This is a genomic window from Spirulina sp. CCNP1310, from assembly GCF_034932185.1.
GTDB lineage: Bacteria > Cyanobacteriota > Cyanobacteriia > Cyanobacteriales > Spirulinaceae > Spirulina.
In genome coordinates, this window is sequence record NZ_JAYGHW010000009.1 from 13,220 (window position 1) to 29,218 (window position 15,999).

A 15,999-nucleotide genomic window follows, 5' to 3' on the forward strand; every position below is an offset into this window, starting at 1 on the left:
TCCTCCTGTGGTTTTGATGGTTGCTCCCCATTACCGTTTGTCTTGGCATAGTCATCTCGCTGAAATTCCTCAGCCCGATTGGGATGCCCTCGCCCTCCCCTTGGCCACCCCTTTTCTGGAATGGGAATGGCTCCACAACCTGGAAACCTCTGGGAGCGTCACCGCCCGGGCGGGCTGGCAACCCTGCCATTTGACGCTGTGGCGCGATCGCACCCTCATCGGTGCGGCCCCCCTCTATCTCAAAAGCCACAGTTATGGCGAATTTGTCTTTGATCATCAATGGGCGGATCTCTCCCATCGTTTGGGCCTAGCCTACTATCCCAAACTGGTGGGCATGACCCCGATTACCCCTGCGGTGGGCTATCGGTTCCTGATTGCCCCAGGGGAAGATGAGGCGGCGGTAACGGCTCAGATGATGCGGGAAATTGATCGGTTTTGCGATCGCAATCAACTATCCGGGGCAAATTTTCTCTTTGTCGATCCCCAATGGCGGCCCCATCTCGAAGCCTGTGGCCTCAGTGCTTGGTTGCACCATAGTTATATTTGGTCAAATCGGGAATTTCAAACCTTTGATGATTATTTAAAAATCTTCAACTCCAACCAGCGCAAAAATATTAAACGGGAACGCAAGGCTGTTCAACAGGCCAATCTCCGCATTGAAACCCTGACAGGATCAGAAATTCCCCATCACCTTTACCCCCAAATTTATCAGTTCTATAGCAGCACCTGCGATAAATTTTATTGGGGGAGTAAATACCTAACCCGCAAATTTTTTGAACAGTTATACCCCAAATATAGCGATCGCGTCGTTCTTTTCGTCGCCTACCCCGAAAATCAGATCAACCCCAAACCCGTGGGAATGTCCTTCTGTTTACGAAAGGGGCCACAATTTTATGGCCGCTATTGGGGTTGTTTTGAGGAATATGATTGCCTCCACTTTGAAACCTGCTATTACAAACCCATTGAATGGGCGATTAGCCAAGGGATTACCGACTACGATCCCGGCGCAGGGGGTCGCCACAAGCGGCGGCGAGGCTTTCCTGCCATGCCAAACTACAGCCTCCACCGCTTCTATGATCCCCGAATCAGCAAAATTCTCCACTCCTACATTGATGAAATCAACACCATGGAGCAACAGGAAATCGATGCCATTAATGCCGATTTACCCTTTAATAAACAGGAAATCAATTTCCACTTAACGGTTTAAATTGGCAAGTGCATTAACGTCGCCGCTGACTCCAAACGATCGCCCCCCCTAACCCCACAACACCCAAAATCGCCACGATCACGAGGGGGAGATTCTCACTATGGCGCAGGGCGATCGCCACCAACGCCCAAATAAATACCCCTGGAAACACCGCATCTCGGTAATAAAGGGCGATCGCCCCTCCCAATCCCGTCGCAATGGCCATCATGATGCAAGTCCAGGCCGTGGCCCCTAGCCCCAACTCCGTCCAGCCGGAACTATAAAGGGCTGTTGCCCCATTAACAATCGTCGCCACCGCAATCCAACCACAATAAAGGCTCAAGGGGCGATCCACACACCACCGTTCCCGCCCCGTTTTCGCTGGCTCTTGATGGCGTTGGCCATAGCTCCACACTAAGGCGATTAAAATCACCACCATGGCCCCCATAGATGCCCAAAACCAGCGGGAGAGGAAGAGAAAAACCCAAAGAATTTGAGCGAGGGAACTGATAATGATCCCGTAACGAACGGGGTTTAAATCGAGGCGATCGCCCATCCCTGGCAATAGTTGATAAACGCCAAATACAATTAACCCCAGATAAATCAAACCCCAAATAATAAACGCATAATTGGCCGGCGTAATCATCACCCCCGCAAAGGTAGTATTGGCAATCACGCCAATGGACTGCCCCCCCATGGGATTAATATTCGACCAAACATTGATCCCAAAAGCAGCAACAATACTGAGGAGGGTCAACAAGGGGGCGATCGTCCCGCTCTGAGCTTTGGGGGTTGATGGATTTACTTCGGGAGGATGCATCTTTATGATTTAATTGAGATTAACTATAATTACAGCAATATTGTAACAAATTTTAAGGATTGTTCACGATGCAAAAATGCCTTCAGTTAAAACAAGTTCAGTCAAAACAAAGCAAAATACAGCCCTTACCCTAATTATCAATTTCAATAACAATACTTCCTCGTTACTTGGCTCTGCCAAGTAATGCCTTCCCGGAGGCTCCGCCTCCCCCCAATAGGCGGCAGAGCCGCCCAATACCCATGCCATGGCAGAGCTATGGCACGAGATTAGATCGCCTGACGGCTCAACCTGCTCCGTAAAAACCCTGGATTCGACGCAAATCACAACCGTCCTGGGCAAACCTTGTTATGATCGGTCGAAAACCGGTTTTTACGCCCCCAGCGATTCACAGCTTATGCCATTAACGAATACTGGCAGCATCCTCGCCTCCCTCACCCAACTGACGAAGCTGAATCGCACCAGCATCCTCACCGATCGCGTCAAAGACCTCTCCATTAACGAATTCATTTGCCTGCTCGACTTCATCACCGCTGAATTTCAGCAGTTCCTGCGGGCGCTGGACATGATTAATAACGAAGCTCTAGAAAGTATGCTAGAGCAGGTTATGGATGCCTTTACCCTCAAAATTGGCCAGATCCTCCAAGCTGATCGCACCCTAATTTTTCTCGTCGATAACGAAAGCGGCCAACTGTGGGCCAAACTCAACGAAAACGATCAAACCGATTCCCGCCATCTGCGCCTGCCCTTTAATGTCGGCATTCCTGGCCATGTAGCCGCAAAAAAAATCACGCTCAATATTGCCAACATCACTGATCACCCCCTCTACAGCCCGGAAATTGACATGATTCCCGGCTATCCGATTAAAACGATCCTCTGTATGCCGATTTTGAGCAGTACGGGGCAGGTGGTGGCGGTGGTGCAGTTGATTAATAAGGCGGATGGCCAGCCCTTTAATCCAGAGGATGAACAGCGGTTTCAAGATTTTGCCGATTCCATTGGGATTATTCTCGAAACCTGCCAATCCTTTTACATGGCGGCCCGCAACCAACGGGGGGCAGCGGCATTGCTCAAGGCGACTTCGAGCTTGGGGCAGAGTTTGGATCTTGATGCGACGCTCAAATCAGTGATGGAGCAGGCCCGCCGTTTAATGAAGGCCGATCGCAGTACGTTGTTTATGCTCAGTCGAGAAACGGGGGAATTGTGGAGTAAGGTGGCGACGGCGGATAGTAGTGAGTTATTGGAAATTCGCATTCCTGCCAATCGGGGGATCGCTGGTTATGTGGCTTCTACGGGGCAAATTGTCAATATTCCCGATGCCTATCAAGATTCCCGCTTTGATCCCTCTACGGATCGCCGCACGGGGTATCGTACCCAAAGCATTCTCTGTATGCCGGTGTTTAATTCTAATGGGGAATTGATTGCGGTAACGCAGTTAATTAATAAGGAAAATGATGGCAGTTTTAGTAGTTCTGATGAGGAGTTTATGCAGGCCTTTAATATTCAGGCCGGGATTGCCTTGGAAAATGCCAAATTGTTTGAAACGGTATTAACAGAAAAGCAATATCAAAAGGATATGCTTCAAAGCCTTTCTGATGCGGTGATTTCCACTGATTTAGAGGGGCGAATTGTGACGATCAATGATGCGGCGTTGGAGTTGTTGGGATTGGAGGAATCCCAACTGTATGATGCGAAAATTCGCCGCCTTTGGGAGTATAAGATTATTGGCCGGTTTGTGTGGGATATTTTCCCCATTGAACATTTAAAGTTTCGCCTGGTGGATAGTTTGCAAAATGGCGCGAAACATTATGTGCCGGAGCAGACGTTACGGGGGGCGATCGCCCTCAGTCGTTCTTTGGGGGAATTTAATGCGGTTCTGGCGATTCCCAGCGAACTGGATCCCCATGCCTATGTACCTTGGAATGATCCCCTCTGTAGTCCGGATCAGTATTTACAAGATAGTGGCGATCGCGCCGATTTGAAACCCTTTGAACGGAGCGTTAACTTAACCGTTAATCCCCTCACCAATGCTGAAGCTGATGTGCGGGGGGGGTTGGTGATTATGGAGGATATCAGCAGCGAAAAGCGGATGAAATCGACGCTCTACCGCTACATGAACCCCAGTGTTGCTGATCAGGTGATGGCGGCGGGGGATGACAAGTTAATGGTGGGGGAACGCAAGGATGTGACGATCCTCTTTTCCGATATTCGCGGCTATACAACGATGACGGAAAATCTCGAAGCAACGGAGGTTGTCGCTCTCCTGAATAGTTATTTTGAAACGATGGTGGAATCTGTGTTTAATCACAGTGGCACGCTGGATAAATTCATTGGCGATGCGCTGATGGCGGTGTTTGGTGCGCCGTTACATCTCGATGATCATGCCTTGCTGGCGGTGGAATCGGCCCTTGATATGCGCCATCGGTTGGCGGAGTTTAATCAATCCCGCTTGTTTAGTCATCAACCCCAAATCCGCTTTGGCATTGGCATTAGTTCTGGGGAAGTGGTGGCGGGAAATATTGGTTCCCAGCGACGGATGGACTATACGGTGATTGGCGATGGAGTGAATTTGAGTTCACGTCTGGAAAGTTTAACAAAAGAATATGGTTGCGATATTTTGATCAGCGAGTCCACCTATCGAGCCTGTCGGGGAGAGGAGCGGTTGTTGGTGCGGGAGTTGGATTTAACGCGGGTGAAGGGGAAAAGTAAGGCGGTGAAAATCTATGAGTTAATTGATCGCCGCCCCGATCGCCTCGATCCAGTGTTGTTGGATTTTTTGGAACTGTACCATCAGGGGCGGGAGGCTTATTTAGAGCGGAATTTTCGGGGGGCGATCGCCCATTTCGAGCAGGCGGCCCAACTCCGACCCCGCGACACGCCGATCACGATCCACCTTCACCGCTGCGCCCGCTATCTGGAAAGCCCACCCCCGGAGGAATGGGACGGCATCCATACAATGCTGACGAAGTAGGGGCGTTGGCGTAAGCCTGCCGGAGGCACAAAAATTTTGCGCCCCCACGCCGATCAATTGGACAAGGGAATTAACGCCAAATTTCCCCCAAGGGTAACGTAAAACCGGGAAGCACAACCTCCCCCGATAGGGTTTGGGGGGTAATCTGCACTTCCACCCCCTGCCCCCGACGGTAAATTTCCACCTGCTGATGTTGGGGGTCAATGAGCCAACCCAGTTGTGTGCCGTTGTTGAGGTATTCCTGCAATTTGGCTTGCAATGTGGGGAGGCGATCGCTCGCTGATCGCAGTTCAATCACAAAATCCGGGCAGAGGGGAATAAATCCCTGGCGCTGGGCAGCGGTGAGGCGATCCCAACGATCCGGGGCCAACCAAGCCACATCGGGGGAGCGATGAGCGCCATTGGGCAAGATAAAGCCAGTGGAGGAATCAAAGGCGACCCCAGAACCCCCCTCTTCCATTAACCACTTCACCAAGTAGTAACCGATCTTTAAATTACGGCGGCCGGTCTCGCCGCCGGTGGGGGGGGTCATGATTAATGCTCCGTTGGCATTGCGCTCTAGGTGTAGATCTCGATTGGCCTGGGCCAGGTCAGCAAATTGGCTCGCCGTCACCTGGAGCGTAACGGTGGGGGGAATGGTGAGGGAAAAGCGGGAGGATGGCATTGCAGTTAGGGGCAATCTCTTTCCATCCTAACGGCTCTGAGGGTGGGCGGAATCGGGTTAAAATGAAAGTTCCAATAAAGTTTTGTAAAGTGGACAAAAGCCTTGAACGCCGTCGTACTCGACCACGTTTATAAACATTACAACAACGTCCCCGTTGTCGATGACCTCTCCTTTGCCATTGCACCGGGGGAAATGTTCGGCCTGCTTGGCCCCAACGGAGCGGGGAAATCGACGACAATCCGAATGTTGATCACCCTCACCCGGCCCACCGGAGGATTGATCCAAGTAGCAGGCTGTGATGTCACTCAAAATCCGGCTCAGGTGAAACGCTCCATCGGCGTTGTCTTGCAGCAGGTGAGCGTTGATTTAGATTTGAGCGTTTGGGAAAACCTCGAATTCCATGGCCGGATGCACCACATTCCCGCCCCGGAACGGAAACGCCGGATTACCAAATGGTTGGATTATGTGGAGTTGGGCGATCGCCGCACCGATTTAGCGAAAACCCTCTCCGGGGGGATGAAGCGGCGGCTGCAAATTGCCCGCGCCCTGATGCATGAGCCGGAAATCCTCTTTCTCGATGAACCTACCGTGGGCCTCGATCCCCAAAACCGTCGCCGCCTCTGGGAAATTATCCGCGACCTCAACCGCCAAGGGATGACGATGTTGCTCACCACCCACTATATGGATGAGGTGGAATTTTTGTGCGATCGCATTGGCATCATGGATAAGGGCAAGCTGATTGAACTGGGGACTTTGCCAGAATTTAAGGCGAAATATGGCTCCGGGTTGGTGATTCGCCAAGTGGACGATCGCATCGAGTCGAAATTTTTCCCCACGGTACAGGCCGCCAATGAATACCTCGACACCGTTGCCGATAAAACGGGGATGATGTGCCGCGCCTCAAATTTAGAGGATATTTTTGTCAAACTGACAGGTCATCAGTTAGATTAATGGATCCCTCTTCGTTTGAGGGGTTTCGTTCTTGGTGCTAGCAATGAGTGATCCATCTCCCCGTTTGGCGACCCGTATTGAAGCGATCCTCTACCTCAAGGGGCAACCGATGGCCGTGGGGGCGATCGCCCAATGCGCCACTTGTTCAAATGCCGCCGCCCAAGAAGCCCTCCTCGAACTGATGGACGACTATGCCCACCGGGATAGTGCCTTAGAAGTGGTGGAAACCCCCGCCGGGTATAGTCTCCAACTGCGCCCCACTTTTCAAAATTTACTGCAAAATTTGGTTCCGGCGGAGTTAGGGATTGGCGCATTACGCACCCTCGCCGTCATTGCCCTCAAATCCCCCATTATCCAAACCGATTTAATCGATCTACGGGGCAGTAGTGCCTATCAGCAGGTGCAGGAATTAGTAGAATTGGGCTTTATCCGCAAGCGTCGCCAACCAGAGGGGCGATCGTATTTATTGGAAGTCACGGATAAATTTCATCAATATTTTGAAGTGGATGAGTTATCGCAAATCATGGCCCAGATGAGATCGAGTTCTCCCACGGGCAATCCTTAATTTTTGCGGCCCTCAACTTGAGCATGAGAGCCGCAGTTCAGAGCCTAGGGAATCAAAATTTCCCCTGCACTGGGCCGATAGTCTGCCCCCTGTTTGTTGACACAGAAGCCCATATCAACGACTTGATTCGGTTGAACCCGTTGCGCCCAACTGGCGGGCGTGACGGTATATTCCGAACCCTGACGGCGAAAATCACCATTCCAACTGTTTTGAACTTGGGCTTGGTTCATCCGGAAGCGTAGCCGCCAAGGGGGACTGGTTTGATTGCTACGATTGGCGATCGCAAACCGATAACAAAACCCCGTCTCCCAATCAGAATCCATCGTACCCTGCACCACCAGACCGCCGGTATTCCCCCCTGAGGTAGAACTGGGTTGAGGTGTGGGACTGGGTTGAGGTGTGGGACTGGGTTGAGGTGTGGGACTGGGTTGAGGTGTGGGACTGGGTTGGGGTGTAGGACTCGGTTGGGGCGTGGTGGGATTCTTCCCTAACAACGTGCTGAGGAGAGCCTGCTTATCCTGATGGATCTGTTGCCAATCGTCTTGGAGAATTCCCCCCGTATCGCCACTGTTGGGGTTCCAACTCCAATAGGTAAAGTGAAGATCCTTTTCCTCAATAAAGCGAACAAGCGCCCGTTGCCAAATCCCTTCCTTGGATTGATTATCCACTTGGCGACCGCCAAATTCCCCAATTAAAATCGGGGCGATCTGTTCATCGGCAATGTATTGAAAGCCAATTTGCCAGCGATCGCGCAAATTTGCCGGAAAACTCGGTTCATGGAACCAGGCCTGATCAGAAACACCCATGCCATATTCATGGGGAGAGTAAACCAGTTTACGGGGTACATTGAGGCGCACCGGAAAACGGCGCACCCCCTCTAAATTGCCCCCCCACCAATGGTTAGCCAATTGCTGGCCGGGGACATTTTTCTCGACCCCCTCAACAACAATCAACCAATCCGGATTCACGGCCTGAATCGCATTGCCGCAACGCTCTGCCGCCAATCGCCAATCCGTGGTGCGATCGCCCGTCCCCCAACTGGCAGGGCCATGGGGTTCATTTTTCAAATCCGCGCCAATCACATTTTTTTGCTGACGATAGCGACGGGCCAACATCGTCCAAGTATCAATCCAATCTTGCTCACTATAGCCATCCCCATACCAAAGTTCGGGAATGCGGTACTGATTGAGGCGGTGGCTATCCAGGAGAATAAACAGCCCTTGCCGTTCCGCCTCCTGCACGACCAAATCCATCACTTGCAGGGGAGTTTTGCCCTGAAGTTCCCGGTTACTGCCAATATTAAAATCCACACCGCTGATGCTGTTGGCCCGCAACCCTTCGACGGAAAAGGGGAACCGGATAATGTTGTATCCCAGATCTTTGATCTGCTTAAGCATACTTTGGTAATCGCGCACCCAAAGGCCGTGAGGGCTGCGAGTATCAGTTTCCATGCCAAACCAGTTCACCCCCCGCAGTAGGATCGGGCGACCTTGGGCATCGAGGATCTGGCTACCTTGGGTGGACAGGGGAGTAGGCGGGAGGGAGGCTGTCCAAGCAGGATAGAGGGAACTGAGGCCAAGGATCAGCCCTAGGCCACAGAGAAAACTAACCAGAATTTTCAGAGGTTTGGATCGTGAGAGTAGAGACATCGTGATTGTGAATGGGTTATCACTATTCTTGATCATTTAACCCACCAAAAAGTTCACACGGCCCAATGGTTGAGGTGAGTCTCGAAGGATTGATGAATCTGTTGGATCAGATTTCCCCAAGCCGTAGTTTTCGTTACAGCAGAATCCCGCTCTTTTCGCCACAGTGAACAGATCTCAGTGAATAGCTCTATCACCCTATGCGACCATGACCCCTTCAGACCTGCCCCAACCGGAGACCCTCGAAACACCCGTCAGCAATGAACCCATCACCCTGGAATCAGACCTGATCTATAAACTCGAAGATCGTCCCCCCCTCATTGAAACTCTCTTTGTTGCCCTGCAACACGTCCTCGCTGTATTTGTGGGCATTATTACTCCCCCCTTCATCATTTGCAACACCCTCGAACTAGAAGGCCCAGACACCACCTTTATCATCTCGATGTCTTTGCTGATTTCCGGAGTGGCCACCTTTATCCAAACGAAACGGATTGGCCCCGTCGGTTCCGGACTCCTCAGCATTCAAGGCACTAGCTTTGCTTTTCTCGGCCCCATCCTCGCCGCCGGTTTTGCCGCCATCAATAGCGGCCAAACCAAAGAGGAAGCTCTGGGGGTGATCTTTGGGCTGTGCTTTTTTGGGGCCTTTGTGGAAATCTTTTTTAGTCAATTTCTTCATCTCGCCCGCACATTCATCACCCCCCTCGTTACAGGTGTGGTTGTCACGTTGATCGGCCTCACCCTGATTAAAGTGGGCATTGTCAGTGTGGGGGGCGGTGCGCGTCTCGTCGGGACTGAAGACTTTGGCAGTGCTCAAAATTTGGGGTTAGCGGGTTTAGTGTTGCTGGTGATCTTGATTCTCAATAGTTTTAATAGCCCCTATCTACGTATGTCGGCCATTGTTGTTGGTTTGGCAGTAGGTTATATTGCTGCGATTCCCATGGGTTTTGTTAGTTTTAGCAATCTCAGCAATTTAGCCATCTTCACCGTACCGATTCCCTTCCGCTATGGCATGGGCTTTAGTTGGAGTAGCTTTATTCCCTTTATTTTTCTGTATTTAATTACCACCATTGAATCTATCGGCGATTTAACTGCGACTTCAGCCATTTCTGGTGAACCCATTCAAGGCAGCCTCTATATGCGTCGGATTAAGGGAGGTATCCTGGGCGATGGGATTAACTCATTAATTGCCGCCTGTTTTGCCACATTTCCCAACACAACTTTTAGTCAAAATAACGGTGTGATTCAATTAACCGGCGTGGGCAGTCGCTATGTGGGCTATTTTATTGCCGGTTTTTTGGTGTTGTTAGGACTATTCCCGATTGTTTCGGGGGTGGTGCAGGCAATGCCTCAGCCGGTGTTAGGCGGGGCAACGATTTTGATGTTTGCTACGGTAGCTGTAGCAGGGTTAAAAATTCTCTCATGCGTCAACTTAACGAAGCGCAACTCGATGATTTTGGCCGTTTCTTTAGGTTTAGGCTTAGGGGTGACGTTTGTGCCGGAAATTCTGGAAACTTCTCCTACGTTGGTGAAAAGCATTTTCTCTTCGGGGATTTCCACCGGGGGTTTATCGGCTTTGCTGTTAAACCTGATCATTCCTGGCCCCAGGGAATAAATCCCTAGATAAACCTAGGTCTCGTTACCTGGCTCTGCCAGGTAACGGAACCCCGGAGGCTCTGCCTCCCGAACCCAGGCGGCAGAGCCGCCATGGGAGCGCGTCATGGCAGAGCCATGACACGAGGAAAAAGAACCTAGAGTTCGCCGCGAATTTCCTGGACAATGCCATCGCGCACCACCAGTTCAACCTGGAGTTTTTTCACCAGATTATCCCCCACCGCAACGGTACAAGTGCCATCAATTTGACCTTGGGCCACTTCTTGCTCCATTTCGACCTTTTGGATTTGGTCGAGTTGTTGCAAGAGTTGGTTTTTGCGCTGTTGGAGTTCGTTCTTTTTCTGGTTGACTTGGTTTTGGATGGCTTCGATTTGTTGCAGGGCTTGGGGATTGGTCAAGGCAACACCCTGTTTTTGGACTTCAGCGATCGCCCGCTGCCCTTGCATATCAATATCCTGAATCTGCTGATCAATCTGCGTGCTTTGGGCTTGCAGTTGTTCCGTCACTTCTTCCTTCCAACGGGGAGTCACGATAACTTTCAGGACAACGGGGCGTTTAATCGTAAGTTCGGTGGCCATGACGAATTGAATTCCTCTCGGTTGCAGTATTGGTAAATCAATCAAACATCCCGTCAATGATAGCGTGATACCGTTCGGTGATCACCGGACGGCGCATCTTGAGGGTTTGGGTGAGCATTCCATTGTCAGCACTAAAGGGTTCGAGGAGCAACCGAAAAACGGCGATCTGATCATCCCGACGGTAGCCGGGGCGGTTCCGCACCCGTTCCCGCAGTTCTTGGCTAAACAGGGCTTGGATTTTCGGATCATCGAGATCACACCGAGCATCCTCCCCTAATTTCGGCAAGGTCAAATTAAGTTGTTGCCCCTCTACCCATTTCGCCAAAGCATCTAAATTGGGGACAATCAAGGCTCCTAGGGCTTTTTGATCCTGCCCCACCAGCATCATTTGATCAATGTAGGGACTTTGCACACAGACATCTTCAATGGGTTGGGGTTCGATATTTTCGCCATTGGTGAGAACAATTGTATCTTTCAGCCTGCCCGTTAACACCAGATGGCCGCCATGGGTCAGCATCCCTAAATCGCCACTGTCAAACCAGCCTTCGGCATCAATGACCTTGGCGGTGGCTTCGGGCTTTTTATAGTAACCCTGCATCACCTGCGGCCCTCGGATCAACACTAAACCCTGTTGCCGTTCTGGGAGGGTTTGGCGGGTTTCGGGGTCAACGATGCGGATTTCCGTTTCAGGCAGGGGCAGGCCCGCAGAACCCCGCAAATTGCGATCCAGACTCCGAGCCGTGGCGATGGGAGCGGTTTCCGTTAAGCCATAGCCGACGATCAGGGGTACGTTGAGGATTTCATAGAATAAATCAATGTGACGGGCCAGAGAGCCGCCACCGCTGACGAAATATTTCACACAACCGCCGGTCGCTGCCCGGACTTTGTGGTAGACGAGGCGATCGCCTAACCCATGGAAGGGTTTAAGCACCATTGCTTTAATTTTGGCCTTGGTGCGATCGCCCCCACTGGGATTCGGCTCCAACAGTTCGCAATCCGTGGCAATCCGCTTTGCTTTGATATACTTTTCCGAAAGGCCTAAAAAGAAGTGAATTAACTTCTGCTGACCGCTGGATTTTTCCCGAAAACTCTTTTGCACCCCTTCATAGATCGATTCCCATAATCGGGGAACACCTACCATAAAATGGGGTTTAAAGTTCTTTAAATCCTCTTTGAAAAAGCGAATATTGGTGTAAATTTGCGTGCAACCATTGGCAAACAGGAAATATTCCACACTGCGCTCGTAGGAATGCCAACTGGGAAGGATCGAGAGGACGCGATCGCCCGCTGCCGGTTCAATCACACTTTGGGTCGCCACCACCTGATGGAGCAAATTACCATGGGTGAGCATCACGCCCTTAGGCTGGCCGGTGGTTCCAGAGGTATAGAGCAGTGTGGCTAAATCGTTTTTCGTTAATGCAACGGGGGTGAATGGGGTATCAGCCCCTAATGCCAACAGTTGGGAAAAGTCCAGGCATTTTTCAAAACCAGGATCTTCTGGTGTTTCATCAGATAAAAGGATTACAAAGGTAATGCTGAGATCCTCGATTTCTGGCCGCAGTTTTGCCAGCGTCGCCCAATCCTGAACGATCAGCGCGACGCTATCACTATCGCTGTAAATATAGAGGAGTTCTTGGCGATCGGCTTGGGCAGAGCGCACGGCGTTGGCGGCTCCCGCCAGCATCACCCCCTGATCAGCAATCAGCCAGCGGGGGCTATTGTCGGAAAATTGGGCGATTTTATCCCCCGGCTTGAGGCCCAAGGCTTGCAACCCCGCTGCAAATTGCTCGATGGCGGCTTGCAGTTCGCGGTAAGTGTATTTACTGGGAGGCTTGCTGTGAGGATCATGGAGAGCCTCGATATTGGCGTGTTTTTCGCAGGTCATGGCCCAGACCTGCGAGAGAGATTGGGCGTTGGCGTAGTCGGATCTGTGCATAGGCTTGGCGATGGTTGCGTGTAATCTGCCGCCATCTTAACCTAGAAATTTTACCGATCTTTGCCGATGTGCCAGTGATGATGATCGCCCCCCCTTGATGGCTTTCCTCCCTGCCGGCCACCACCGCAAAAAATCCCCAGGTCGGAAAAAACCAAGGGAAGGCTAGAATTGTTAAGGACTGTTAAGGCTGCACCCCCATGTCAGAACCCCTCAATCTTTCTGATTCCCTCCCCACGCTGGACGATCTGCCTACGGCAGGCTTGCGCCAACGCCGCGATTGGATTCGGATTCGGGGGGCGCGGCAGCATAATTTAAAAAATATTGACCTGGATTTGCCCCGCGATCGCCTGATTGTCTTTACCGGCGTGTCTGGCTCCGGGAAATCTTCCCTAGCCTTTGATACGATTTTTGCCGAGGGGCAGCGGCGTTATGTGGAATCCCTCAGTGCCTATGCGCGGCAATTTTTGGGCCAGTTGGATAAACCGGATGTGGATGCCATTGAGGGGCTGAGTCCAGCCATTTCCATTGATCAAAAATCCACCTCCCACAACCCCCGCTCCACCGTCGGCACGGTGACGGAAATTTACGACTATTTGCGGCTCCTGTTTGGCCGGGCCGGTGCGCCCCATTGCCCCCATTGCGATCGCAGCATTGCCCCCCAAACCATTGATGAAATGTGTGATCAGGTCATGGCTTTACCGGATCGTACCCGTTTTCAAGTCCTCGCCCCTGTGGTGCGGGGGAAAAAGGGAACCCATAAAAAACTCCTGTCTAGTTTAGCCAGTGAGGGGTTTGTGCGGGTGCGCATTAATGGCGAAATTCGCGAATTGAGCGATGATATTGATCTAAAAAAAAACCACAGCCACCACATTGAAATTGTCGTGGATCGCCTGATCAAAAAAGAGGGGTTACAGGAGCGTCTTGTCGATTCCCTCAGCACGGCGTTGAAACAGGCGGAAGGGACGGCAATTATTGCCACGGAAGATCAGGAATTAGTGTTTTCTGAAAACTTTGCTTGCCCCGATCATGGGGCGGTGATGGATGAACTTTCGCCTCGCTTATTTTCCTTCAATTCTCCCCATGGGGCCTGTCCCCATTGCCACGGCATTGGTAGCTTACGGACGTTTTCCCCGGAATTGATTATTCCCGATCCCAGTCAACCTTTGTATAGTGCGATCGCCCCCTGGTCAGACAAAGAAAACGCCTACTATATTTCCCTCCTCCACAGCATCGGGGAAGCCCACGGTTTTGAACTACAAACCCCCTGGCATCGCCTCACACCGGAACAGCAGCACATTCTCCTGTATGGTGCAAAAGAGCCGATCACGATGCAGGCTGATCCCTATCGGGGGGCGGGTTATCAGCGCAAATTTATCGGCATTCTTGCCATGTTGGATCGGAGCTATGCTGATACCAATTCGGAAGCCTATAAACAAAAATTGGAGCAATATATTGTCTTCCAAACCTGCGAAATTTGCCAGGGTCAACGGCTCAAACCCGAAGCCCTAGCGGTACGTTTGGGGCAATACCGAATCACCGATTTAACCACCGTGCCGATCCGCATCGCCCGCGATCGCCTCAATGCCCTTGACCTCACCCCCCGCCAGGCGGCCATCGGTACGTTGGCCTTGAGGGAGATCGGCGATCGCCTCCAATTCCTCCTCGATGTGGGCCTCGACTACCTCACCCTCGACCGGGCCGCGATGACCCTATCGGGGGGGGAAGCCCAACGCATCCGCCTCGCCACCCAAATCGGATCGGGCCTAACCGGCGTGCTCTACGTCCTCGATGAACCCAGCATCGGCCTCCACCAACGGGATAACGATCGCCTCCTGGCCACATTGAAAAAACTGCGGGATTTGGGCAATACGTTAATTGTTGTTGAGCATGATGAAGACACGATCCGCGCCGCCGATCACATCGTTGATATCGGCCCCAAAGCCGGAGTCCATGGGGGGGAAATTGTCTGTGCTGGAGATTTGCAAACCCTGCTCACCAGTGCCGATTCCATCACCGGAGCCTATCTCTCCGGCCGTCAACGCATCGAAACCCCCCCAGAACGGCGCAAAGGCAACGGCCGCCGCCTCATCCTCCGAGATTGCCACCACAACAACCTCCAACATTTTGATCTGGAGATTCCCCTGGGTAAGTTGGTCGCTATTACCGGCGTATCAGGGTCGGGAAAATCAACCCTAGTGAACGAACTCCTTTACCCCGCCCTCCAGCACCATTTCACGAAAAAAACCCCATTCCCCGCCCATTTGGGGGATTTAGAAGGGTTAAACGCCGTCGATAAGGTGATCGTCATTGATCAATCCCCCATCGGCCGCACCCCCCGCTCCAACCCCGCCACCTATACCGGCATTTTCGACTCGATCCGCACCATCTTTGCCGAAACCATCGAAGCCAAGGCGCGGGGCTATAAGCCGGGGCAATTTTCCTTCAACGTCAAAGGGGGGCGGTGCGAGGCCTGTGGGGGTCAGGGGGTGAATGTGATTGAGATGAATTTTTTGCCCGATGTCTATGTGCAGTGTGATGTGTGCAAAGGGGCGCGGTATAACCGGGAAACATTGCAGGTGAAGTATAAGGGCTATTCCATTGCCGATGTGTTGGCGATGACGGTGGAGGAGGCCTTAGGGGCATTTGAGAAAATCCCCAAGGCGGCCACAAGGTTACAAACGCTGATGGATGTGGGGTTGGGTTATGTGCAGTTGGGGCAACCGGCCCCCACGTTATCGGGGGGGGAGGCGCAGCGGGTGAAGTTGGCCTCAGAGCTTTCCCGGCGGGCTACGGGGAAAACCCTCTATCTCATCGATGAACCGACGACGGGGTTATCCTTCTACGATGTTCACCATTTGCTGAATGTGTTACAGCGGTTGGTGGATAAGGGCAATTCGGTATTAGTGATTGAGCACAATTTAGATGTAATTCGTTGTGCGGATTGGTTAATTGATTTGGGGCCGGAGGGGGGCGATCGCGGTGGTCACATCATTGCCCAAGGTACGCCGGAAACCTTAGCCCAGCACGGCGATTCCTACACGGGCCAATACCTCCGCCGTATTTTGTCTTAGGGG

The 15,999-nt window shown here is 52.0% G+C and carries 11 protein-coding genes; 6 read left to right on the plus strand and 5 right to left on the minus strand.

Features of this window, described 5'->3' with window-relative positions:
- Nucleotides 1-16: 16 nt before the first annotated feature.
- Nucleotides 17-1,207 carry a GNAT family N-acetyltransferase gene (locus VB712_RS04225; RefSeq protein WP_323252454.1) on the plus strand — a complete coding sequence of 397 codons (1,191 nt, stop codon included), beginning with the start codon at nt 17-19 and terminating at the stop codon, nt 1,205-1,207.
- Nucleotides 1,208-1,220: 13 nt separating this feature from the next.
- Here the strand turns inward: VB712_RS04225 and VB712_RS04230 are convergent, their stop codons facing one another.
- Nucleotides 1,221-2,006: a hypothetical protein gene (locus VB712_RS04230; RefSeq protein ID WP_323252456.1), complete on the minus strand. Its 786-nt coding sequence runs from the start codon at nt 2,004-2,006 to the stop codon at nt 1,221-1,223.
- Between the two features lie 394 nt (nt 2,007-2,400).
- Here VB712_RS04230 and VB712_RS04235 point away from each other — a divergent pair, with 394 nt between their 5' ends.
- Complete coding sequence (locus VB712_RS04235) at nt 2,401-4,974, plus strand: GAF domain-containing protein (protein ID WP_323252458.1); 2,574 nt, start codon at nt 2,401-2,403, stop codon at nt 4,972-4,974.
- A gap of 70 nt (nt 4,975-5,044) precedes the next feature.
- Here the strand turns inward: VB712_RS04235 and VB712_RS04240 are convergent, their stop codons facing one another.
- Nucleotides 5,045-5,638 (minus strand): Uma2 family endonuclease, encoded by a 594-nt coding sequence (locus VB712_RS04240; protein ID WP_323252460.1) that lies wholly within the window; start codon nt 5,636-5,638, stop codon nt 5,045-5,047.
- A 102-nt stretch (nt 5,639-5,740) separates the two neighbouring features.
- Here VB712_RS04240 and VB712_RS04245 point away from each other — a divergent pair, with 102 nt between their 5' ends.
- Together VB712_RS04245 and scpB are read left to right on the plus strand one after the other, a co-directional pair.
- Nucleotides 5,741-6,589 carry an ABC transporter ATP-binding protein gene (locus VB712_RS04245; protein WP_323252462.1) on the plus strand — a complete coding sequence of 283 codons (849 nt, stop codon included), beginning with the start codon at nt 5,741-5,743 and terminating at the stop codon, nt 6,587-6,589.
- A gap of 43 nt (nt 6,590-6,632) precedes the next feature.
- Nucleotides 6,633-7,154, plus strand: coding sequence for an SMC-Scp complex subunit ScpB (gene scpB, locus VB712_RS04250; RefSeq protein WP_323252464.1), 522 nt, complete (start codon nt 6,633-6,635; stop codon nt 7,152-7,154).
- A 44-nt stretch (nt 7,155-7,198) separates the two neighbouring features.
- Here the strand turns inward: scpB and VB712_RS04255 are convergent, their stop codons facing one another.
- Entirely contained in the window at nt 7,199-8,803 is a 1,605-nt protein-coding gene (locus tag VB712_RS04255) for a cellulase family glycosylhydrolase (protein WP_323252466.1), read from the minus strand.
- A gap of 205 nt (nt 8,804-9,008) precedes the next feature.
- On the opposite strand from VB712_RS04255, the gene VB712_RS04260 reads away from it, so the two are divergent.
- Nucleotides 9,009-10,412: a nucleobase:cation symporter-2 family protein gene (locus tag VB712_RS04260; RefSeq protein WP_323252468.1), complete on the plus strand. Its 1,404-nt coding sequence runs from the start codon at nt 9,009-9,011 to the stop codon at nt 10,410-10,412.
- Nucleotides 10,413-10,548: 136 nt separating this feature from the next.
- Here VB712_RS04260 and VB712_RS04265 read toward each other — a convergent pair whose 3' ends face one another.
- Nucleotides 10,549-10,989: a YlqD family protein gene (locus VB712_RS04265; RefSeq protein WP_323252470.1), complete on the minus strand. Its 441-nt coding sequence runs from the start codon at nt 10,987-10,989 to the stop codon at nt 10,549-10,551.
- A 37-nt stretch (nt 10,990-11,026) separates the two neighbouring features.
- A complete protein-coding gene (locus tag VB712_RS04270) occupies nt 11,027-12,925 on the minus strand; it encodes a long-chain fatty acid--CoA ligase (RefSeq protein ID WP_323252472.1) in 1,899 nt (632 codons plus the stop codon).
- A 197-nt stretch (nt 12,926-13,122) separates the two neighbouring features.
- On the opposite strand from VB712_RS04270, the gene uvrA reads away from it, so the two are divergent.
- Complete coding sequence (uvrA, locus tag VB712_RS04275) at nt 13,123-15,996, plus strand: excinuclease ABC subunit UvrA (RefSeq protein ID WP_323252475.1); 2,874 nt, start codon at nt 13,123-13,125, stop codon at nt 15,994-15,996.
- The last annotated feature ends 3 nt before the right edge of the window (nt 15,997-15,999 follow it).